The 23,058-nt window shown below is 58.7% G+C and carries 12 protein-coding genes and 5 tRNA genes; 3 read left to right on the top strand and 14 right to left on the bottom strand.

All coding sequences use genetic code 11. The annotated features are described in order from the left end of the window. Positions 1–364: 364 nt before the first annotated feature. The 12 genes from ACTQV3_RS05020 to ACTQV3_RS05075 form a co-directional block, all read right to left on the bottom strand. Entirely contained in the window at positions 365–12,622 is a 12,258-nt protein-coding gene (locus ACTQV3_RS05020) for a Spy0128 family protein (RefSeq protein WP_441535970.1), read from the bottom strand. A gap of 497 nt (positions 12,623–13,119) precedes the next feature. Then, positions 13,120–13,827, bottom strand: coding sequence for a 50S ribosomal protein L1 (gene rplA, locus ACTQV3_RS05025; protein WP_154514750.1), 708 nt, complete (start codon positions 13,825–13,827; stop codon positions 13,120–13,122). Between the two features lie 116 nt (positions 13,828–13,943). Continuing rightward, positions 13,944–14,372, bottom strand: a complete 429-nt coding sequence (rplK, locus tag ACTQV3_RS05030; protein WP_022093893.1) for a 50S ribosomal protein L11 — start codon at positions 14,370–14,372, stop codon at positions 13,944–13,946. A gap of 120 nt (positions 14,373–14,492) precedes the next feature. Beyond that, on the bottom strand, positions 14,493–15,029 hold the full coding sequence (nusG, locus tag ACTQV3_RS05035) for a transcription termination/antitermination protein NusG (RefSeq protein WP_427718370.1): 537 nt from the start codon (positions 15,027–15,029) through the stop codon (positions 14,493–14,495). A 3-nt stretch (positions 15,030–15,032) separates the two neighbouring features. Continuing rightward, on the bottom strand, positions 15,033–15,371 hold the full coding sequence (gene secE / locus ACTQV3_RS05040) for a preprotein translocase subunit SecE (protein ID WP_154514754.1): 339 nt from the start codon (positions 15,369–15,371) through the stop codon (positions 15,033–15,035). 76 nt (positions 15,372–15,447) lie between these two features. Beyond that, positions 15,448–15,523 (bottom strand) — tRNA-Trp (locus ACTQV3_RS05045). A 13-nt stretch (positions 15,524–15,536) separates the two neighbouring features. After that, positions 15,537–15,704: a 50S ribosomal protein L33 gene (rpmG, locus tag ACTQV3_RS05050; RefSeq protein ID WP_427795067.1), complete on the bottom strand. Its 168-nt coding sequence runs from the start codon at positions 15,702–15,704 to the stop codon at positions 15,537–15,539. Positions 15,705–15,964: 260 nt separating this feature from the next. Beyond that, entirely contained in the window at positions 15,965–17,155 is a 1,191-nt protein-coding gene (gene tuf, locus ACTQV3_RS05055; protein WP_427795069.1) for an elongation factor Tu, read from the bottom strand. 96 nt (positions 17,156–17,251) lie between these two features. Further along, a tRNA-Met gene (locus tag ACTQV3_RS05060) sits at positions 17,252–17,328 on the bottom strand. A 3-nt stretch (positions 17,329–17,331) separates the two neighbouring features. After that, positions 17,332–17,407: transfer RNA gene (locus ACTQV3_RS05065), tRNA-Thr, on the bottom strand. A gap of 10 nt (positions 17,408–17,417) precedes the next feature. After that, positions 17,418–17,499 (bottom strand) — tRNA-Tyr (locus ACTQV3_RS05070). Between the two features lie 707 nt (positions 17,500–18,206). Continuing rightward, positions 18,207–18,281 (bottom strand) — tRNA-Thr (locus ACTQV3_RS05075). A gap of 274 nt (positions 18,282–18,555) precedes the next feature. On the opposite strand from ACTQV3_RS05075, the gene ACTQV3_RS05080 reads away from it, so the two are divergent. From ACTQV3_RS05080 to ACTQV3_RS05090, 3 genes are all read left to right on the top strand, one after another. Beyond that, entirely contained in the window at positions 18,556–19,062 is a 507-nt protein-coding gene (locus tag ACTQV3_RS05080) for a hypothetical protein (protein WP_154514758.1), read from the top strand. Between the two features lie 15 nt (positions 19,063–19,077). Then, complete coding sequence (locus ACTQV3_RS05085; RefSeq protein WP_441535969.1) at positions 19,078–19,665, top strand: hypothetical protein; 588 nt, start codon at positions 19,078–19,080, stop codon at positions 19,663–19,665. Between the two features lie 334 nt (positions 19,666–19,999). Beyond that, on the top strand, positions 20,000–21,340 hold the full coding sequence (locus ACTQV3_RS05090) for a DNA-binding protein (RefSeq protein WP_441535968.1): 1,341 nt from the start codon (positions 20,000–20,002) through the stop codon (positions 21,338–21,340). 27 nt (positions 21,341–21,367) lie between these two features. On the opposite strand, the gene ACTQV3_RS05095 is transcribed toward ACTQV3_RS05090, so the two are convergent. Continuing rightward, positions 21,368–22,045 (bottom strand): NYN domain-containing protein, encoded by a 678-nt coding sequence (locus tag ACTQV3_RS05095; RefSeq protein ID WP_441535967.1) that lies wholly within the window; start codon positions 22,043–22,045, stop codon positions 21,368–21,370. A gap of 3 nt (positions 22,046–22,048) precedes the next feature. Beyond that, the gene (gene rlmB / locus ACTQV3_RS05100; RefSeq protein WP_441535966.1) at positions 22,049–22,963 is read right to left on the bottom strand and encodes a 23S rRNA (guanosine(2251)-2'-O)-methyltransferase RlmB; all 915 of its coding nucleotides are present in this window, start codon (positions 22,961–22,963) and stop codon (positions 22,049–22,051) included. Between the last annotated feature and the right edge of the window lie 95 nt (positions 22,964–23,058).

A 23,058-nucleotide genomic window follows, 5' to 3' on the forward strand; every position in this document is an offset into this window, starting at 1 on the left:
CATGTCCGGCGTCGGGTCTGATAAGATTTCCATAGCGGTCTTCGTCCTTTCCTAGAACCTGTTGTTGTGGTGATTTCAGATTCTAGGACGAAGGCCGTTCTTCGTTAAACGGGCGCTAGGGTGTCACCCTTACACCAACATTTTCGACGCGATCTCTAGGAGCGGTTTTGCGCGCTTGGTGTTACAGATCGAGATGTTTGCCGGTTCGAAGCACAGAGCCTCGCAGACAAACATCTTTGTGATGAGACAGACGGGACAGAAAAAACCCGGTTCCGCAGCAACGGAACCGGGTTTTCATTGGCAGCTGCACCAGTTAGCCGGCGGACAGCCGTGTGCACTCGCATGGCTGCCCGCCTGTCAGATTCTACCGACGCTTGCGACGGCGGGAGGCAATGCCGAGCGCGCAGGTCACGGAGCCCGCAAGTACCATGCCACAGGCGAGCGCCCATGTATCGTCGCCCGTCGAAGGCATCGTGCCGCGCTTCCGCTTGTGCGTAGTCGTCGTCTGCGTGGTCTTCGTGGTCGATGGCGGGTTAGCAGGCGGGTTGATCGGCGGCGTGTACGTGTTCACGAACTGCGGTTCCGACCCATTCGCGTAGGCGATGCTGCAGGTGAGCGTGCCGTCGCCGTTGTCGACGGCCGTCACTGTCAGATCGTACGTCGCGGTGTCGTAGGTGACGCCAGACTCGGACCCGGCCTTCTCACGGACGCGGTAGCGATACGTACCGGCAGAGGCGACTTCCACGGCCGGGAACACCACGTTGCCCGCGGCGTCGTTCTCAGCCGTGGCGACAACGTCGCCCTCGGTACCGTCGTCATTGAGACCGATCAGCTCGAACTCGAACTCCCCGGCCTTCAGCTCTCGGCCGTCGAGCCTCTTGGTCGCCTGGGCCTTGAAGGAGCCCTTGGCCTCGTAGCGGTTGGTGAACGTCGGGGCCGGGCCGCCGTCGTAGGAGACGTCGCACCTGAGGGTGCCGTCGCCGTTGTCGGTCGCCCTGACGGTCAGGCCGCGCCCCTTCGAGTCGTAGCTCACGCCGAGCACGGATCCGGCCTTCTCGCGGATGGAGTAGGCGTAGGTGCCCGCGGCGGTCAGCTCGACCGCGGGGAACGAAATGCTGCCGTCGGCCTTGTTCTCGGCGGTCGCCGCGACCTTGCCGTCAGCGTCGACCAGCTCGAACTCGAACTCGCCCGCCTTCAGCTCTCGGCCGTCGAGCCTCTTGGTCGCCTGGGCATTGAAGGAGCCCCTGGCCTCGTAGCGGTTGGCGAACGTCGGGGCCGAGCCGCCGTCGTAGGAGACGTCGCACCTGAGGGTGCCGTCGCCGTTGTCGGTCGCGGCCACGGTCAGGCCGTACTCATTTTCGTCGTAGGCCACACCGGGCTTGTCGCCCTTTGCCTCGCGGATGCGGTAGCCGTAGGTGCCCGCGGAGGTCAGCTCGACCTCGGGGAACGAAATGCTGCCGTCGGCCTTGTTCTCGGCGGTGGCGACGACCTTGCAGTCCGCGTCGACGAGCTCGAAGGCGAACTCGCCGGCCTTCAGCTCGCGCCCGTCGAGCTTCTTGGTGGCCTCGGCCTTGAAGGAGCCCTTTGCCCTGTAGGCGTTGGTGAACGTCGGGGCCGAGCCGCCGTCGTAGGAGACCGTGCAGTCGAGCTTAGCGTCGTCCCCCTCGGACATGTGCGCGTCCACCGTGAGACCGTACGACTTCCCGTCATAGGTTACGCCGCCGGCGTCGCCCTTGACCTCACGGATGCGGTAGCTGCGCGTACCCTCGCCCGTCAGCTCGACGGCCGAGAACTCGACCTTGCCGTCTGCGCCATTCTTCGCGGTAGCGACAACCTTGCCGAGCGAACCGTCAGCCTTGACCTTCACCAGCTCGAACTCGAACTCGCCGGCCTTGAGCTTGCGACCCTCGAGGACCTTGCTCGCCTCGACCCTGAACGAGCCCTTAGGCACCGTGTACTTGTTGGTGAACACCGGGGCAGAGCCGCCCTCGTAGGAGACCACGCACTTGAGGGTGCCGTCTCCGTTATCCGTCGCCTTGACAGTCAGGTCGCGTGCAGCGGTGTCGTAGGTGACGCCGCGCTCGGAACCCTTGACCTCGCGGATGCGGTAGCTGCGCTCGCCAGCGCCCTTCAGCTCGACCTTGCCGAACGAGATCTTGCCGTCGGCATCGTTTTTCGCGGTGGCAACCACGTCACCGTCGGAATCGTCAGCCTCGACCTCGACGAGCTCGAACTCGAACTCGCCTTCCTTGAGCTTCCGCCCCTCGAGTCTCTTGGTCGACTCGACCTTGAAGGAACCCTCGGGCGTCTTGATATTGTTCGTAAACGTCGGCACAACGTGGTCGGGCGTACCGTAGACCACCTGGCAGCTGAGGTTGCCATCCGTGTCGTCGGTTACCACCACGTCCAGGTCGTACTCGGTCTTGTCGTAAATGACGGATCCGTCCTTGCCCGCCTTCTCGCGGATGCGGTACTTATAGCGGCCCTTGGCGTCGACACTCAGCTTGCCGAACACCACGTTGCCCTTGGCGTCGTTCTTTGCGGAAGCAACGACCTCGCCGTCAGAGCCGTCGTCCTTGACCTTCACGAGCTCGAACTCAAACTCGCCCTCCTTGAGGTCGCGGCCGTCGAGCGCCTTGTGGGCGCGGGCCACGAAGGTCCCAGGCTTCTGGAACACGTTGACGAACTCGGGCTCGGCGCCGCCCTCGTAGGCGACCTCGCAGTCCAATTTCCCGTTACCGGCGTCCGTCGCCGTAACTGTCAGGTCGCGCGCCGCGGTGTCGTAGGCCATGCCGGCCTCGTCGCCGACGACCTCGCGCATGCGGTAGCGATGCTCGCCCAGCGAGGTCACGGTCACGTCGCCGAACGTCACGTTACCCTCAGCGTCATTCTTCGCGGTGGCGACGACCTCGCCGTCGGAACCGTCGGTCTCCACCTTGAGCAGCTCAAACGTGTAGGCATCCTTCTTGAGGTCCGCGCCCTTCACGCTCTTGGTCGCATGGGCGGCAAACGTGCCCTTCGCCTCGTAGCTATTGGTGAACACGGGAGGCTCCGCAGCGGCGTCGGTGCCGATGTAGGCAACCGTGCACTCGAGCTTGCTGTCATCGGCCTGAGACGCACGCGCAGTCACCGTCAGGTCGTACGCACGCTTGTCATAGGTGATGCCGGCCGCCGATCCGGCCTTCTCACGGATGCGGTAGCGGTGCTCGCCGGCGGAGGCCACGGTGACGCTCGGGAACATCACATTGCCGTCAGTGTCGTTCTCCGCCGTCGCGACGACATCGCCGTCGGAGCCGTCGGCCTTCACCTTGAGCAGCTCGAAGGTGAACTTGTCGTCCGCCGTGAGCTTGCGGCCGTCGAGCTTCTTGACCGCCTTCGCGGTAAAGCTGCCCTCGGGCGCCTTGTACGTATTGGTAAACGTCGGCGTAGCGTTGGGGATGCCGCCGTCCTCGTACTTGACGGAGCAGTCGAGCTTGGCAGGGTCATCGGTCGCAACGCTAGCGGTCACCGTCACATAGTGCTTACCGGTGTCGTAGGCAACGCCCGTCTCGGAACCAGCCTTCTCGCGCATGAGGTAACGGTGCTCGCCTGCGGAGGCCACCGTGACGCTCGGGAACGCCACGTTGCCGTCGCCATCGTTGGTGGCCGTCGCGATCGTCTTGCCGGCCGTGCCGTCCGCCCCGGCCTCAACGAGCTCGAAGGTAAACTCGCCGGCCTTGAGCTCACGGCCCTCGAGCGTCTTCTTAGCGCTCACGGTAAAGCTGCCCTTGGGCTTCACGGTGTAGGTGTTGGTGATGCTCTCCCTGGATTGCTTGTCCGCCTCGATCGAGCCCGTCACCGCGCCGCTCGCCTTATAGCCCGCGGGAACGTCGAGCTCGGTGATGGTGTAGCCGAGACCGGGGTCGAGGTCCTCCCAGGTCTTGGACTCGCCGGCTGCGAGGGCGAACTCCTCGCCATCGCGCGCGGAGTCCCAGTCGACGCGGAACTTGAACTTCCTGCCCGCATCGCTCTCGGGCGCGCCCTCGACCTTCTTGGTGAAGGTGAGCGAGCCGTAGTGAGGCTCAACGGTCTTCGTCTTGTTGGCGAACACGGGCAGCGAGGACTTGCCGTCGTAGGTTACGTCCGCGCTCAGGGAGCCGTCGTCGGCAGCCTTGACCTCCACCGTCACGTCGACGGTCTTGCCGTCGTACGTCACGTTGGCATCGGCGCCCGGAACCTCGCTGACGGTGTAGCCATACGTGCCCGCCTCGTCATAGGTGATTGAGCCGAAGTTCACCGCGCCGCCCGCGCCGTTGGCGACCGTCAGGCTACCGTCCGCAGCATCTTCGGGCATGGGAGCCCCGTTCTCCGCGGTAAGCGTGAAGTTGAAGGCGCGGTCTGCGGCAGGCTCGCCGTCAAGCGTCTTGAGTGCGGCGATCGTAGCGCTCGTGGAGCGCTCGTCGGGCGCATACCCATTGGTAAACACTGCGGTCTTCATGCCCGCAGGATCGATAGTCCCCGACGTATCGGACGAGCTCACGAGCTTGTAGCCCGCGGGCGTCTTCTCGTACACGCTGTAGCCCGTGCCCGCCGGCAGGCCGTCGATCACGCCGGCCTCGCCCGCACGCAGGGTGATGTCGAACGAACCGTCCTTAATATCGACGTTGTTGTTAATGGGCTTCCACTGTGCGGTGAGGGTCGCCGTGCCGCCCCTGTGGCTGATGCCCCCCTCGACCACGTCTCCCGGCTGATAGATCTTGGACTGGTCGACACTTTCGCTCAGTCTGTCGCCAGCGACCTTCCATCCCGCGAATTCATAGTTCAGCAAGTAGAACATGCACTTCGGGAAGGTGAAGGCTTCGCCCTCCTTGGATTTCGCCGAGGCCATTTCTCCAGTGACGTCATCGGAGTCCGCAGCATAGTTCACGGTATACGAAAAATCAATCCGCATACGGTTCCACGTGCCGGGGTGAGCGACACGGTCGGCAAGCTCTGACGAAGTCCGCTTAGCGCCGTCTTGTTCACACACCCACGTATCGGTAAACAGGGAATCATCATAGGAGGACCCAAATCTTGAACCCCAATTCAGTCTGGTCTCTCCCCCCAAAACTACTTCATTGAGTGTTTTGCAGCCGTAGAACATGTTATCCATGCTCGTCACCTTGGAGGTGTCGAAGTTCGAGAGGTCGAGGGACGTCAGGGCCGAGCAGCCTTCGAACATCTCGTACATTCTGATCACCTTCGGGGTGTTCCAGCCGGAGAGGTCGAGGGACTTGAGGGCCGAGCAGCCTTCGAACATGCTTTCCATGGTCGACACCTTGGAGGTGTCGAAGTCCGAGAGGCCGAGGGACGTCAGGGCCGAGCAGCCGTAGAACATCTCGTACATGCTGATCACCTCCGAGGTGTTCCAGCCGGAGAGGTCGAGGGACGTCAGGGCCGAGCAGCCGTAGAACATGCCGCCCATGTCGGTCACCTTCGAGGTGTTCCAGCCGGAGAGGTCGAGGGACGTCAGGGCCGAGCAGCCGCGGAACATCCAGTACATGTTCGTCACGCTCGAGGTGTTCCAGCCGGAGAGGTCGAGGGACGTCAGGGCCGAGCAGCCTTCGAACATGCTCTCCATGGTCGTCACCTTGGAGGTGTCGAAGTTCGAGAGGTTGAGGGACGTCAGGGCCGAGCAGCCGTAGAACATCTTGTACATGCTGATCACCTTCGAGGTGTTCCAGCCGGAGAGGTCGAGGGACTTGAGGGCCGAGCAGCCGTAGAACATGCCGCCCATGTCGGTCACCTTCGAGGTGTTCCAGCCGGAGAGGTCGAGGGACGTCAGGGCCGAGCAGCCTTCGAACATGGAGTTCATGTCGGTCACCTTCGAGGTGTTCCAGCCGGAGAGGTCGAGGGACGTCAGGGCCGAGCAGCCGCGGAACATGACGTACATGCTGGTCACCTCCGAGGTGTTCCAGCCGGAGAGGTCGAGGGACGTCAGGGCCGAGCAGCCGTAGAACATGTAGCCCATGTCGGTCACCTTCGAGGTGTTCCAGCCGGAGAGGTCGAGGGACGTCAGGGCCGAGCAGCCGCGGAACATGGAGTTCATGTTCGTCACGCACGAGGTGTTCCAGCCGGAGAGGTCGAGGGACGTCAGGGCCGAGCAGCCGCTGAACATGGATCTCATGTTGGTCACCCTCGAGGTGTTCCAGCCGGAGAGGTTGAGGGACGTCAGGGCCGAGAAGCAGCTGAACATGGAACTCATGTCGGTTGCCTTGGGAGTTGACAAGTAGCCCACTATTGAAACGAGATTACCCAGATATGTGTATTGAGACTGGCAGTCGAGCGCCGTGCATCCCTTCTCAAGCTCAAGGTACCTGACAACATTCCCTTCTGTTTTAATGACATTTATCAACTCGAGCCAATTAAACTCTCCCGCTTTCACGCGCATGGCGCCGTCTTTATAGAGGTACCATTTGCTGGAACCCACCTTGCCGCTTTTCTTGAGCTCGCCGTGCACCGATACGTCGGGCAGCTTTATCTCCTTGTCCTCGTAGAGACCATTTCGGAAATCTCCGTACCACTCCTTGATATTGGGGTCCTCGGCGGCAGCCGTCTTTGCTTTTGCCCTTGCCCTTGCGGGGGCCTTTGACATATTCGTGGATGAATCGTCCACTCCTGCAGAAGTCTGCTCGGATTCGGCAGTCTCGCCGGCCTCATTGTTAGTACCGGCGGCGGCAAGTTGCGCTCCCAGCGGCTCAACCGCGCTCGCGGATGCTTCAACAGGCTTTGCCGCAACGGCAGCCGTGCCCAGGAGAGCGCTCAACGACCGTCCGTCCGAGCTCAAAACCATCTCTCCGGCAGGCGGTTCGCTCGACTGGGCGGCGGCAGTCGCCGCCTCGTCCACGGCGTCGCCCTCGCCGGTATAGGCCTCGCGCTTAAAGGAATACGAGCCGTCCTCGGGCAGGTTCTTGCCGGTGAGCTGCACGCGGAACGTGAACTCCTTGTTGGGATCGGGGTTGTCGCCTTCCATCGTCTTAGCGATGCGCAGCTTACCGTCCTTGAGCTTGTTCTTAAAAACCGGCTTGGCATCGGAGCTTACGTCAAAGCCCAGCGTGCCGTCGCCGCTGTCTACCACCTTCACGGTGTAGACAAACGAGCTCTGGCTGTCGTAGTCCACTGTGGGATCGGCACCTTCGCCCGCAGGCACGTCCTCGCTCACGCGGAAGCGATAGGTCTTGTCGGCGTCTGCCTCGGTAAACTGCAGCGCCTGGATGTTCTTATGGCTGAAGACGATCTTGCCGTCGGCCGAGTTGGTGGCAATGCCGACCGCTTCGGCCTGCTCGCTGTCGCCCTCGCCCGTCAGCTTCTCCAGCTTAAAGGTGAATTCATTGTCCTTGAGGTCGCGGCCTTCGAGCGTCTTCCATGCCTTGAGGTCGACAGCTCCTGACGCATGGTATGCGTTGGTGAACGTCGGCGCAGAACCATCCCCGTAGGAGACGTCGCACGCAAGCGTACCGTCACCGTTGTCGGTCACCGAAACCGTAGCCGTGGCGGCGGCATCGGAATAGGTGTAGCCCGCGGCTCCGGTATTTCGTTCACGGATGGTATAGGTATATGTTTTGCCCACGTCGGCCAGACCATACTTAATGGCCCCGAAGTTCACCGCACCGTCGGCGCCGTTGCGCGCGGTAACCACGATGTTGCCGGCCTCGTCCACCACGTCGAACGTAAACTGTTTGGCCTTGAGCTTGCGCCCCCTGAGCACCTTCATGGCACTGAGGTACGCCTTACCGGTGGCGTTATACGTATTGGTGAAGCTCGCGGTGGCGGCGCGCTCCTCGCCGGCACGAATCGTGCCCGTAGCGCCCGTGGAATCGGTCTTCTTGAAGCCCGCGGCCTTAGCCTCGGTCACCTGGTAGGTGGTCTCGGAGGGAATGCCGGGAATCGTTGCCGTCTGGCCCCCGCGCAGTTTAATGCTGTCGCCGTTGCCCACCTTGCCCGTGGCGACCTGCGCGCCTGCCGCATCGGTCACCGTGTAGGCGAACGTGCCGCCCTCGGGCTCGCCCTCGGGGGTGGCCAACGTCAACTTAAACGAGAACTCCTTCTGCGCGTTCACGTCCGTGGCATCCTGTACGGCCTTGCTGATCTTGAGCGTACCGTAAGGGTTGTACGTATTGGTTACATCCGTGCCGGCAATGCTCGTCACGTAGCCCTCATAGTAGGTGTCCTCGCGCACCTCGTATGCAATCTCTATGCCATGGTCGCGATACTTGGGCAGACTACCGAAGCTGTAGTTCCAATCGCCAGAGTCCGCGGCCTTGACGGTCTTGCTCTTGACCAGCTCGCCATCAGCGTAGAGGTCAATCTTGACCTCCTTGGGGCGCTTACCCGCGGCATCGTTGGCGTCGTCCCAAATCTTGCGGCCGGCGATCTCGATCGTCTCGACCCTATGCTTGTTGGTGACCGTGAACTCATAACCCCTATCGGTAGGATTCATGCGCACGTCGGCCAGATAGCCCTCGGGCGTCTCTTCCTTGACGCTGTAGGCGATGGTATCACCCTCGTCATTGAGAACGCACAGTCCATCATCAGACCCAAAACTTGCCTGCCAATTGTTAGCATCGCTCAGCACGGCGCTCTTGCCCGTATCCTGCCCATCGGCGTACAGATGCACCGTCACGCTCTGGGGGCGCTTGCCGTCCTGGTCATCGCTGTCGGACCATGCCTTCTTGACCGTGATGCCAAAGGGCTTAAGGCCCACCTTGGTATACTCCTTGCGGATCACTTGGTTGGGAGAATCCACACCGGCATTGCTGATTGTCGTGCAACGAAGAACGGAACTATTGTAGGCATGGGCGCCGCCGGCAAGGCCGGATTCGCTCTCGCCTTTTGCAAGATCGGTGTCGAACCAGTTGCTATACGCAGCAGAATCCTGCTCCAGGTCCTCTACCCGGGGCGCGCGCATACGAATGGTAAACGATGCCGTATCGCCCTCGCCCACCACAAAGTCATTGCCGTCGGCCTTCTTGGTCGCATCGACGGCGACGGCGGTCACCTCGTCAAGGCTGCCTGCATACGATTCCGCAGGTGTCCAGACAGAACGGTCCGTTAGGTCTGTTGTCTTGCCACCATTCTTAGCATCGAGCTTAAGCTCGCTCGCCGGCAGCGTGGAGTAGTACACATGGGCGTCGGCACCCGCGCGAGTGAGGGCGCTCACGTCCACGCCCTGCAGATGTCCCTTCCACGTGATATCCCCTACGTCGTCCTTACCGACTGACCCGCTTGCACTCGACGGGTCGAATGCATCAAGCGCATCGAAGAAGCATATGTCCTTGGCACCCGAACTATCGGGGTTGTTGAGCGAGATACGGTAGTTGTACGCGCCGTTTTCGTACACGTTGCGAGCACCGTCCTTGTCGAGGCCCGAGCTCCACGCGCCCTCGTCATTAGTGTCAACCTTCTTGTCGAGCTGCGCCACCGACCACGACAGGTGGTCGAGCTTGACCGATACGCGGGCATATACAAACGACGAGTTATCGCTCTCGGGATCAAGGTCGGTCATGGCATCCTCGACGCCCTTGACCGCATCCTTGGACGCCTGGTTGTTGCCCGCAAGCGGGTTGTCGGGCTCGCCCTTGTAGCCGGCGATGGTACCCCAGCTGGGCTCCGCGCTTTCGTAGGCGATGTTGTTGACGAGCGTGGATCCATAGTCGCGCTCGGTGTCGAACGAGTAGACCGCGTCGAACGTCAGCGTAATTTTATCGCCGTAGCCGTCGTAGGGCTGGTTACCGGCGCTCCGCCTGCTGCGGTACTCCGGATTGGGGTTAACGCGCGCTTTCACCGTCATGAGTGTACGCCCGGTGCCCTTATAGTTGCGCTTGAGGCTCACGCTCTCCACCGCATTGTCTCCATTGAGCTTGACGGTGCCCAGCTTGGGCTCCACACCTTTGGGCAACAGGTCGTAGAACGTGCCCGCCGTGTCGGGAGTGATGGCACCGGCCGCCACGGCATTGTTATAGTCCGCAAGGGTCGTGAGGTTGGTCTGCTCGTACACGTTGACCGTGTAGTGGAGCGTGGTCTTCTGTCTGTCCTTATCGGTGTCGTATCTCACGCTCTTGTCCATGCTGATGCCCGATGCCGCGCCCGTCAGGAAATCATCATCGCTCTTGGGGCCGCACTCCACAATCAGATTGCCCTTGTAGTCGTAGTTGTACGACTTTGCGGTATTGCGCAGGATCGTCTCGGGCGTGTCGGAGTCCTTAAAGAGCTGGTCCACACACGCACGGACGCGCTCCGTGGGCTTAAGGCGCACGTAGGGATGCATGGTATAGATAACGCCGCCCGACTTAGTGCTCAGGCCGGTCTTAATGTCGGTCACCCCGGCATCCCTAGGGAAGACCAGGCGTTTGCCATCCTCGACCACGGTTGCGCCGTTTTGCGGAGTGATAACAACTGTACCCGTGCTGTAGCTGACGGTGCCGTAGCACACCCAGTTATCGCCCTCAACGGTGCTGGACTTCACCGAACCATAGACCTCGATATCGGGTTGGTTGGCATTGTCACCGTCTTTGACATAGCCGTAGCTACCCGCTTCGATATTGCCATAGGTAGCAGTTCCGTCGGACGCCTCGTAGTAGCCCTTTCCCGACTGCGAGTAGCGCTGATAGTTGTAGACCGTGGGCTTATCGATACTCACACCCTCGAACTCAAAGTCGTCCGCCGTGAGGTCATCGTCGGTATGGTCGAAGTTCACTGAGTAGTCAACGGTATCCATGCGCACGGCTTGCTTGCCGTAGTCACCTGCAAGAAACTTGTTATAGTCGCTGTTGCCACCCTTGTCCGTAGTCCAGGGACCGGTAAAGCCCACCGTCTTGACGTCGTACTCGCACACGACATCGTTCCCCGAGCGCAGGCTGTCGAGCGCGTAAGGGTAGTCGGCTTTACCGTGCTTGCTTGAGTACGATCCATTGGAATACTTGAACACGTTAAAGTGACCGCCCGGGTCTTTGAACTCTATAGGCGAGTACTTAAACGTGGCATCCGCTGATTTTGCAATGGCAGCGCGGTCATCTGCAGAGGTGAGAGTGTAGTTTACCTTGTGCTTGAGCTCATAGTGCCCGCCCAGTTCAAACTGGTCCTTTGGGTATGCCATATAGGTATGCAGATAGCCCGTACTGTTATTGGGGCTTACATAATCAACGCTGTTCTCGGCGGTAAAGCGCACGTCCTGCGAGACGTCCTCCCCGTTGTTGGCGACCGTCTCGCCGTTATATCTCACACCCAGAAGCTTTGGCTTGTGGTTGGAATTGTTGTCGGCAGTCATGCCCTGCAGCACGTACTTTTGATTTCCGCTCACATTTGTCCACGAGTACCAGTCAACGTAGATGTACTTGTCGTCATCGGTGGGCTTGAGCTCTTCGGGCCAGCTTGAAGGCCAGGTCTCGGAGAGGCTTTGGCCGCGCAGCTCGGTTTTATCGATTGTCTCCTGCGTATCCACGCTCGCGTTGAGCTTATTTGATGTCATGGAAAGCACGTTACCCGCATGCGTGGTGAGGTTAACCGTGCCGTAGAAGTTGTCAGTGACGTACTTTTCTAGCTGGTTGCTAAAAACATCGGTAGTGGGCGACTTAGAACCGTCGGCGAGCTGACCATTTCCCACGAGCGCCACGGGGTCGAGCTTATTTACGGAGAACTCAAAATTCGCCTGCATGGCGGCAGAGAGTTCGCAGGTGTTGCTCAGAACGTAGCCGTCACCAATCTCGGTATAGGCAAACGTGGATTGCTGACTCGGCGCCTCGGGGACCGCCGCCTCCAGCTCGCCCGTCGGCTTGCCGTCACGGTCGGCGAAAATGTACTTGGGGACGACGATCTGGATCTCGCCCTCCTTATAGCTGTACTGGCCCGAGAGTGCGACCGAGAGCTTCATCTTGACCGAGAACTCGTCGGTTTTGGGCACAAGGGAAAGACGCGCGGGGTTGCCGTCCTCGGCATCATCGGGCGTCACCCAGGCAACGCTGATGTTATCGATGCGTTGGTCGTCGCCCGTAATAGGATTCTGATTATTTGTCTGGGGTTCTTGCTTGCCCTGTTTTTTTGCCGCACGCAGGGCCGAGGGAGATGCCTGTGCCGCAAGCGCCTGCTCAGACTGTGCCGGCGGGGCAACGAGCTTCACGTTCGGACTGTCGAAGTTGGAGGCATCGACGACGCCGGTTGAGTCGGCGTCTATGCTGTCGGCGGCGTTGGCTGCGGGCGCCGTAGCGCCATCAGTCTTGTCGGAGTCGTCGATCGAGGAGGAGTCGGAGGTATCGGAGCCGGGTGTGGCATCGCCCTGATACGTAGAATCGTTCGTGGCGTTACCGTTGCTACCAGTGTTGTCGCCTTCGCCCACATTTGTAGTGGAGCCTTCGTTGGCACTCTGGACCTCTGCGAGCAGTTGCTGGTCTTGCTGCTCTTGTTCGACCGCTTCGGCTATGGCGGAAACGGGCATAGTCTGCATGACCATCACAGCCGAAGCAATGGTGACCAGAGCAATCTTGACAGCAAAGGCGGCCTTCAGGCGTGTCCTGCGAAAGTAACGACGTTGGGGCATCTCCGTCGAGGCGACCCCCGTTCCCTTGGCAAATTTGGTGTCCCCGTCTTTTCGGTCTTCGTGCTTGAACATGATGACTCCCCCGAGCACGTTCGTCCCGCCGCGGCGGTGTGTCGCGGCGCGCAGCCAAGGCGTTGCTTCATGCAAGTTCAGTCGAGAGTTAGCAGCCCTCTCGTTCCCATCGATGCCGCTGTTCGGTTGCCGATGCGTTTACGAATTGCTTATACTTCTAGCGCACCAACAAAACAATCACGGCAAATCAATGCTGCAAGGCAATACATCAACTGCAATTTCCACTGCGCCTTTCGGTACAGTAATTACATATTTAATCGAATTATACGCCTTGTTTAGCCATCTTAGAAATCAAGGCGTTGGCGGTAGCATTTATGCCGTGAACGGTAAATAGCCCCCGCAGCCTTAAGCTACGAGGGCATCGCATCAGACCACCACAAAGGTGCCTGTCCCCCTTCATGTTGGTTTTGGCCCGAAACAGCAAGGAACCCGGTCCTGCACGAGACAGAACCGGGTTCCTTTAGCAATGCTTGCTTTGCTCAGGCAGTAACTAGAAGTTACTCAGCCAGGAAGTCACGCTGGACAGCGGGATCGACCTTGACGCCAGGGCCCATGGTGGAAGACACAGAGATGGACTTGACGTACTTGCCCTTAGCAGAAGAGGGCTTGACGCGCAGGATCTCGGTGTACAGGGCAGCGTAGTTCTCAACGAGCTGCTGCTCAGAGAAGGACTTCTTGCCCAGGGGCACGTGGCAGATGCCATAACGGTCGGCGCGATACTCAACGCGGCCGGCCTTGAGCTCGGAGACCATCTTGGCGACGTCCATGGTCACGGTGCCGAGCTTGGGGTTCGGCATGAGGCCACGGGGACCAAGGATCTTACCGATGCGGCCAACCTTGGCCATCATGTTCGGCGTAGCGATAGCGGCGTCGAAGTTGATCTCGCCCTTCTGGATCTGGGCGACGAGCTCGTCGGAACCGATGATGTCGGCGCCGGCAGCCTCGGCCTCACGGGCCTTCTCGCCCTCGGCGAAGACGGCAACACGAACGGTCTTGCCGGTGCCGTGGGGCAGGGAGATGGAACCACGGATGTTCTGGTCAGCCTTACGAGTATCGATGCCCAGACGGAAGTGGGCCTCGACGGTCTCGTCGAACTTGGCGGTGTCGAGCTCCTTGATGAGCTTGGCAGCCTGAAGGGGGGTGTAGAGCGTGGCGCGGTCGACCTTCTCGGCAGCGGCGTTATAGCTCTTACCATGCTTAGCCATGTGCATTACCTCCTGTGGTTAAACGGGCGTGAGCCCTCCCACATCGTATCGTGTGCCCTATTGCACACATTTAACGGGCGCCCCGGTCGGAGCACCCGTCGTTACCTAGAAAAACGCTACTCAGCGATGGTGACGCCCATGGAACGGGCGGTACCGGCGATGATCTTCTTGGCGGCGTCAATGTCGTTGGCATTGAGGTCCGGCATCTTGATCTCGGCGATCTTGGTGAGCTGCTCCTGAGAGAGCTGGCCAACCTTGTCGGCCTGGGGCTTAGCGGAACCAGACTTGAGGTTCAGCTCCTTCTTGATGAGGTGAGCCGCCGGCGGAGTCTTGGTGATGAAGGAGAAGGACTTATCCTCGTAGACAGAGATCTCAACGGGGATAATGTCGCCCTTCTTGTCCTGCGTCTCGGCGTTAAAGGCCTGGCAGAACTGCATGATGTTCACGCCAGCAGCGCCCAGGGCGGGGCCGACGGGAGGAGCGGGGTTAGCGGCACCAGCAGGAATCTGGAGCTTAATGACGTTGGCAACCTTCTTCTCAGCCATGGTCATTCCTTTCGAATCACGAGTGTGAAGTACTTGCTATATCGTAAGCACGCACGTGTTAGAAGCACTCCTGAGATGAGCAGTCACAGAAGAAGCACGCTCGCGCGAACGGACGAAAACTTAAGCGATGACAGCGACCTGGTTAAAGTCAAGCTCGACCGGCGTCTCGCGGCCAAAGATCATCAGCGTGACCTTGAGCTTGCCTGCCTCGGCGTTAACCTCGGAGACCTTGCCATCAAAGTCGGTAAGCGGGCCATCGGTGACGCGGACGGACGTACCAACCTCAATATCAACCGACGTACGCTTGGGCGAATCGCCCTTACCGGGACGACGAGTCATCTTATTGTACTCGTCGCGGGAAAGCGGAGCGGGCTTGCCGTTGCCGCCCAGGAAACCGGTGACGCCGGGCGTGTTGCGAACACACGTCCATGCATCGTCATCCATCTCCATGCGAACCAGGACATAACCCGGGAAGATCTTAGAATCCTTGGTCTCGCGCTTGCCACCCTCTTTGATCTCGGTGACGCGCTCCATAGGAATCTCAATATCAAAGATACGATCCTGCATGCCCATGGTCTCGATGCGATGCTCGAGATCGGACTTAACGCGGTTCTCGTATCCAGAGTAAGTGTGGACGACGTACCAACGCTTAGACATGGTTTAGCCCCTCAATCCAGAGAACAGAGCAAGAGCCTCGCCAAAGCCAGCATCGAGCAGAGCGATGACGACGCCGACGACGATCAGAGAAGCGCAAACGACGACCGAGTAGTTCACGAGCTCCTTCTTATCGGGCCACGTGACACGCTTCATCTCGGACTTCACCGAAGCAAAATACTTCTTGGTGCGGGCGAAGAAACCGGGCTTCTCGTTCTTCTTGGACTTCGCAGCCTTCTCGCTCTTCTTGGCAACGGCCTTCTTGGCCTCAACCTTGGAGTTGGCGGCAGCTTTGTTGGCAGGCGCCTGCTGCTGTGCCTTCTTCTTGTTCTTCTTGTTGGCCATTTGGGTTACCTCCGCGCAATGCGCTTATACATGAGTAAACCGTAAGCCCCCAAATGGGAGCTTACGGAATAATGACTGGCACGCCAGGAAGGACTCGAACCCTCAACACTCGGTTTTGGAGACCGATGCTCTACCAATTGAACTACTGGCGTATGTGACTAGAGACTAGCGAGTCTCTTTGTGCAGCGTGTGGTGACGGCACCAGGGGCAATACTTCTTGATCTCCATACGATCAGGCATGTTCGCCTTGTTCTTAGTGGTCGTATAGTTGCGGCGCTTGCACTCAGTGCACGCAAGAGTAACTAGAGTACGCATGTATCCTGAACCTTTCATATCCGCCCCGTACGGGCACGAGTTGGTACTTTATCAGCTCTACGTAAGTGCTGTCAATGAAAACCTCGCATCAATTGGTTCTCGGTAGATCCATTCATATTTGGAACACATCAATGGAGCCAACGAGATCTAATCAATCCCTCACGCTCAACTTAAGAGCGAGCTAAGCGTAATCATCAGGCAAAAAGACCAGCGTAGAAAAGAACCCGGCACCCATATAAGTGCCGGGTTCTCTAAGTCAGCTGTATCAGAGAGCTAATTTACTCAATGATCGTGGAGACGATGCCCGAACCGACGGTGTGGCCACCCTCGCGGATAGCGAAGCGCAGGCCCTCCTCCATAGCGATCGGGTGAATGAGGTCGCCCTCGATGGTGATGTGGTCACCAGGCATAGCCATCTCGGTGCCCTCGGGGAGCTTGACCGTACCGGTAACGTCGGTGGTACGGAAGTAGAACTGAGGACGATAACCATCGAAGAACGGGGTGTGACGGCCGCCCTCCTCCTTGGTCAGAACGTAGATCTCACCGGTGAACTTGGTGTGCGGGGTAACCGAACCGGGCTTGCAGAGAACCTGGCCGCGCTCGATGTCCTCGCGCTTGATGCCGCGGAGCAGCAGACCGACGTTGTCGCCAGCCTCGCAGAAGTCCATGGACTTACGGAACATCTCGATACCGGTAACGACGGTGTTCTGGGTATCCTTGATGCCGACGATCTCGACGGGCTCGTTGAGCTTGAGCTCACCGCGCTCGACACGGCCGGTAGCAACGGTACCACGGCCGGAGATGGTCATAACGTCCTCAACGGCCATCAGGAACGGGAGGTCGTTGTCACGAGCAGGCGTCGGGATGTACTCGTCGACGGCAGACATGAGCTCGCGAATGGCGTCCATCCACTTGGGGTCGCCCTCGAGAGCGCCCAGAGCGGAACCACGGATGACGGGGATGTCGTCGCCGGGGAATTCGTACTCGGAAAGGAGCTCACGGGTCTCCATCTCGACGAGGTCGATGAGCTCGTCATCGTCGACCATGTCGCACTTGTTCAGGAAGACGACGATGTAGGGAACGCCGACCTGACGGGCGAGCAGGATGTGCTCGCGGGTCTGAGCCATGGGGCCGTCGGTAGCGGCGATGACCAGGATAGCGCCGTCCATCTGAGCAGCACCGGAGATCATGTTCTTGACGTAGTCAGCGTGGCCCGGGCAGTCAACGTGAGCGTAGTGACGGGCAGCAGTCTCGTACTCGACGTGGGAGACGGAGATCGTAATGCCGCGCTCGCGCTCCTCGGGAGCCTTGTCGATGTTCTCGAACGCAGTGAAGTCAGCCTTGCAGCCCTCGGTCTCGGAGAGAACCTTGGTGATGGCAGCGGTCAGCGTGGTCTTGCCGTGGTCGACGTGACCGATGGTGCCGATGTTAACATGCGGCTTAGTGCGCTCAAACTTCTCTTTGGCCATAAAGCCCTCCTCTAAACAGGTCGTCCCCGGACGGGACTATGCCTTTATACCATAGTGGCCTCTCAACATACTATTGAGAAGCCACCGTGTTACCTATGGTAGCGGTGACTGGATTCGAACCAGTGACGCCACGGGTATGAACCGTGTGCTCTAACCAACTGAGCTACACCGCCGGATGGAGCCTGCAACCAGACTTGAACTGGTGACCTCTTCGTTACCAACGAAGTGCTCTACCGACTGAGCTATACAGGCACTTGACGGGTGGGAGCTATAGGATTCGAACCTATGTAGGCAGAGCCAACGGGTTTACAGCCCGTCCCCATTAACCACTCGGGCAAACTCCCAATCGTTCAAGTATCCGCAGGTTCTTTGGTCTTTTGGGCCTCCGCCCCCGCGAACGAAAAAGATAATACGATGCAACCTTGGGGGCTGTCAACGAAAACCTCTAAATACACGGTGCCGGGCGTATCTATATACCTTTGACCTGCGGTTTTGCTGAATTTAGATATGAAGGACGGCGGATTTGGCTGCGCTGGCGACATTTCCCGAGGGAACACTTTGGTATGGTGGAGTACCCTTGCGGTATCGACTTTCGATACCGATCCTCGTGCGTCCGAATATCCTCGCTCAACCAGGATGACTGGGACCGGTCCGGCCTTTGTCTCGATCTGTAACATTTAGAGAACATTTTCTCCCCTATCTGTTACAGATCGAGATGTTTCCCTGGCGGTCTCCCATTTATCTAAATCTGTAACAGCAAGAACGGTTTTCCTTCCCTAGTTGTTACAGATTGAGATGTTTCGCAGAGACCCTAGCTTACGTCTCATTCTGTAACAGTTAGAACGGTTTTCCTTCCCTAGTTGTTACAGATTGAGACACATCTCAGCTCGCCCCCAGATTGTCTAAATCTGTAACAGCTGGGAGCTGAAAGCTCGTCCTCGTGTTACAGATCGAGACCAACCTGAAGCTTGGTGGGAGTCAAACCCGCTTACATATCGACATATAATAGAAACGGACCCTGTCCCACAAGGAACAGAGCCCGAAACTCTCATGGAGCCAGTGACAGGAATCGAACCTGCAACCCACTGATTACAAATCAGTTGCGCTACCGTTGCGCCACACTGGCACACTTGGCGCTTTCGCGCGAAGCCAGATAAGAATAAAGGAATTAGAGGCACGGCGCAACAGGTCTGCGACACGACATGCGCACGTGATGCACGTTTAGCCTGTTTAATTAACCCGGCATATTCATTCCGCACTGATAACTGTATCAAAGCGCACAGACTTTTATGAAAGCGCCTAATAGCAGCGTGCGCGCTGAACAGTGATTACGGCAACACCGCCGCACAAACGGTAATTTTATAATCTGCTTGTCGGGAACTAGCAAAAGGAGATTTGCCATGCTGCAAACACAACCCATGTCTCGCAAGGCCTTCGTTGCCACCGGCATCGGTGCACTTCTGACCCTCGCAGGCTGCCAACAGCGCGCATCCAATTCAGAGCCCAAGGAGACAGAGGGCGAAAACACCCAGGAATCCAAAGAGACTGAGGGTGAAGCAGAACCCAAAGACGTCTTCACGATAAGCGGTGTTGAACGTGGTGAGGACGATGATTACGGTTACTGGGAAATGTATGTCACCGTCGTGAACAACAGCAAGGAACCCCAGCAGTTCCTTGGTTTCCACATCGACGAGCTAGATATGGACGGAAACATCATCGACTCCTACATGTCCTATAACAAGAACGCTGCCTACACCACTGTGGAACCCGGGCAGTCCTATACGATCGACCTCACCGAGGCCGTCGATGACAACGTCGCCGGCATGCAGAGTCGTTACTGCGAGTATGGGGACGAGGACGACCCCACGCGCAGCGATTACAGCACACCGTATAAGCAGATGTTCTAAGAAAGAAAATCAGCCGTGAACGATATCGACTCAACTCCACTCGGCCAGTTCCGAAAGAAGACCGTCATCACGACCCTGGCGCTCATCGTCATCTCGGTGGTATTCGTCATTATTGCCGTATCAGTCCAGTCGGATGCACAGAGCAACTACTCAGAGTACCTGCGTATTACGTCAACGTACGAATTTCTCGACGGGAGCGACTACCTGGATAAATACAACAACGCGACCTCAACCGCCACATTTTGTATAGGAGTATCCGCACTGGCAATTTCCGCTGCCGTCGTTTCTGGCATCGCATGGATCGGAACGAATCTCCTCATTGCCAATAAGCGCACCATCCTCGCAGTCCAGAAGGCAATTGACACGCCTATGGAGCTCGAAGCCTGTACCGGCGCCGTAGATGCCCCCATTGGTTCAAGCATTACGTTCCAAGAGGAGGGAGACACGCTCGTAGCCACTAACCTTGTGGGCGAGCCGGTCGGCGCCCTCAACAAGGAGTTCGCTGATCGAATCAAAGCGGCGGAACAAAATAAAACTGCCAAGGCGTATGTCACCTCATACCGCGGCAACCATCCCGTAATCGAGGTCACAGCGAACGCATAGACGTTACTCTCCGGGGCGAGCTTCGGCTTGCCCCTTTCTATTAACGTAATTACCCGCATCGCTCACCATCTTAGCCAGATAAAAAGTCTGCATGTTATCTGGACAGCTTCAACAACCGTGCCAAGCAATCAACCCCCTTGTCCGCTAAGAAGCTACCGTGCGTTGCGGTTGATCTTCCGCAGGCATTTAAAATGCGTAATTCTCTACAATCGTTCAGCCAAAAGCCCATTCATTTCAGCCATTTCGACCTCAATTTCAAAACTATTCGTCAGAACGAATAGTATTAATTACAATGGAATAGATAAAACTATTCGTTCTGGCGAAGGGTTTCGCGATGTTGACCACGAAGGAAGCTGCAGAGCTACTCGACATCACCCCGCGCAGGGTGCAAGAGCTCATAAAAAACGGAGCACTTGAGGCATGCAAGGCTTCTGGTGTATGGCTCATCGACAAAGGCAGCGTCAACGCACGACTCCGCTCCGTGACCAAAGCGGGGGGACGTCCCCGTCGAGGCCATGGAAAAAGCGAGATTACGTTTACCCTCATGAACCGCACGCACGAAGTCGCCCAGCTGGTCTACAGCACATCGCGAAAAGACTTTACCCACATCGGTGCCGACATCGATTACACCCACGCCCCTATTGGAATACTTGGCCCCAATAGTCCCGTGTCGCTCGACTCTTTCCGCATTTGGTGGCGAGGCCGCGGTATCCCGCTCGCGCGCATAGGACTTGCATCCCTGTTGGCAGAAGCAGCAGTCGATGTTCCCGACGAACTCATCCAGCGAAATCTCGGCCTCTCCCTATCCGACCAGTATTGGATTAGACCCCAAGATTCCGGTCTCGCGTGGGAGGATATTAACTTCTTCAATAATGCTTTTGACGACGTCTCTCTGTCCATCGCACCCTTCGCCCCAGAGGGTAAAGCAGCCGCCGCAAAGCCCGATAACACCTCGGACGGCAACCTTCAGAAGTATTGGACATGCGAGGGCGGGCGTCGAATTCTGCACAAGGCAGGAGCGCACCTGAACCAAGAACCATATAACGAGCTGGTAGCGACCGCGCTCCATCGTCGCATCCTAAACGCCTGCGATTATGTGCCTTACTCGCTCGAGGGCACGGGCACTTCCGCCCTGAGCATATGCGATGTCTTCTTAACTGATGAAGAAGAGTATGTCCCTGCGTTCTATGTAAACCAGTACGCAAACGCAGATGAAAGACTAACCGACTACGAGCGATATGTAGCAAACTGCGAGAAGCTCGGGGTAACAGGCGTCAAGGATGCCCTTGACCGCATGATCGTGTGCGACGACATCATCGCCAACTATGATCGTCATTGGCGTAACTTTGGCCTTGTGCGAAACGTCAACACGCTAGCCTGCAGACCTGCCCCCATCTTCGATTCGGGCTCATCGCTCTGGTGCAACGTTTCTCTAGAGGAGCTTAAGGCAGGGGAGCACAGTTTTACCAGCGCGCAGTTTCATTCAAGCCCCGCGAAACAAATGCTGCTTGTCGAGGATATGAGCTGGTTTGACGACGGCAAGCTCGAGGGTTTCGTTGACGAGGCAATCGAAATCCTATCCAAAAACGACGCTCTTACAGCAAGACTGCCTTATCTAAAAGAGGCGCTAACATGGCGCCTCAAAAGAATGATCGACATCGCTGAATGGAGTTAGCGAAACAGTATCGCCCCGCCAACTCCCCTACCTCCCGCGCAGGGCCTTGAGCTTTGCCAGTGCCTCGGGGCTCAGGCGACTGCCCAGAGTCATCTTGATCTGCGGAGCCTCCTCGGCCTCGCGGACGTCGTTATCGATCTGTTTGATCTCGTCCACCAGCATGCGGCTCGAGATGCGCGTAACGCCCTTGCCCATGACGACGGCTTGAATTGTGCCGTCACTCGATACCACGGAGCACGCGCGGCCTTCCTCGCGCGCCTCAATGCAGAGCTTTTGTACCACGGTATCGGCCGATACACCCGTCGGCGAAAACTCGATGCGCACGCCGCGAGCCGGCAGGTTGGGGCGCTCGCTAGAGATATTGCCAGCGCCGTCAAACACAATCACGGCCTCGTAGCGGCCCTGGGCAAAGGCGGCAACGTCGTTGATAAGGGCGGTGCGCGCCATATCGTGAACGTCGCTGGAATACGGATCGTCGGAATGGTCGTACACGAGCTTTTCGTAACGCGGCGTGCAGTGGATCACGTTGTAGCCGTCGACCACCAGCAGCTCGGGCTTATTGGAGTGCACCGTCGAGACCGGGTCGGCGATAGCCTGCGCAAACGCATTGCCGCCTACGCCGTAGGTCGTGGCCGAGACAATCGGCTTGGCCGAGCCTTCGCCAAAGCGCTTGGCCTTAGACTTGGCGCGGTTCTTCTTGGACATGCGCTACTCCTCCCCCATGAGCTCGCCGGCGTTGCGACGTAGCCACTCAAAGCACAGTGCCGTCGTTGCCTGGGCAACGTTGAGGCTCTCGGTCATGCCACGCTGAGGAAGCTTGGTCAAAAAGTCGCATTTCTCGAGCACCAGGCGCGAGATGCCGTCGCCCTCGGAGCCCATGACAAGCGCCACGCGGCCCTCGAAGGGAGCATCCCAGCAACTGCCCTCGGCGTGCTCGGAGGCACCGCCCACCCAAAAGCCAGCGGCCTTAAGATCGTCGAGCGCACGGGCAATGTTGGGGACCTGCGCGATAGGCAGATGCATGACGGCGCCGGCTGAGGTCTTGTAGCTGCCCACGGTCACGCCGGCAGCGCGCTTGTTGGCAATAATGACGCCCGCGGCGCCCACGACCTCAGCGGAGCGCACGATGGCGCCAAAGTTACCGTCGTCGGTCACGTGGTCGAGCACCACGACAAGTGCCGGACCCTCGCCTGCACGGTCGAGGATATCGGCGACATCCGCATAAGGAAAGTTGCCCACCTCGAGTGCAATGCCCTGGTGAGCGCCGTGGCTCGACAGCGCATCGAGCTGCGCGCGCGGCACATACTTAATGCGGATACCCGCGGCGTTGAGGTCATCGACCAGACGAGACAGGGCGGCATCGCGCTCCCCGCCCTCGGCAATGAGCGCGTACTTGATGGGAAAACCGGTGCGTAGTGCCTCGGCGGCAGCGCGACGACCTTCGATAAACTCGCCCTTGGGAGCCTGGACAGCGTCGCGGTTGCGATCGCGCTGCGGACGCGCAGCTTGGGTGCGATCGCGCTGGCCCTTGGAAGCGGCAGCGCGGTCATTTCGGCGAATCGGACGCGAGCCAGAAGCGGCCTGCTTGCCGCCACGAGGCGCACGCTTGCGATTGTCGGCCATAGGACGGCCTCCTAAATACAACTATCAAACGAAACAAATAGACCGACCGCCCGAGGTGCGGCAGATTGCCTTGAAAGAGGAGGGCATAGACCTTG

The sequence above is a fragment of the Collinsella sp. LCP19S3_A7 genome, from assembly GCF_052121995.1.
In the GTDB taxonomy this organism is placed as follows: domain Bacteria; phylum Actinomycetota; class Coriobacteriia; order Coriobacteriales; family Coriobacteriaceae; genus Collinsella.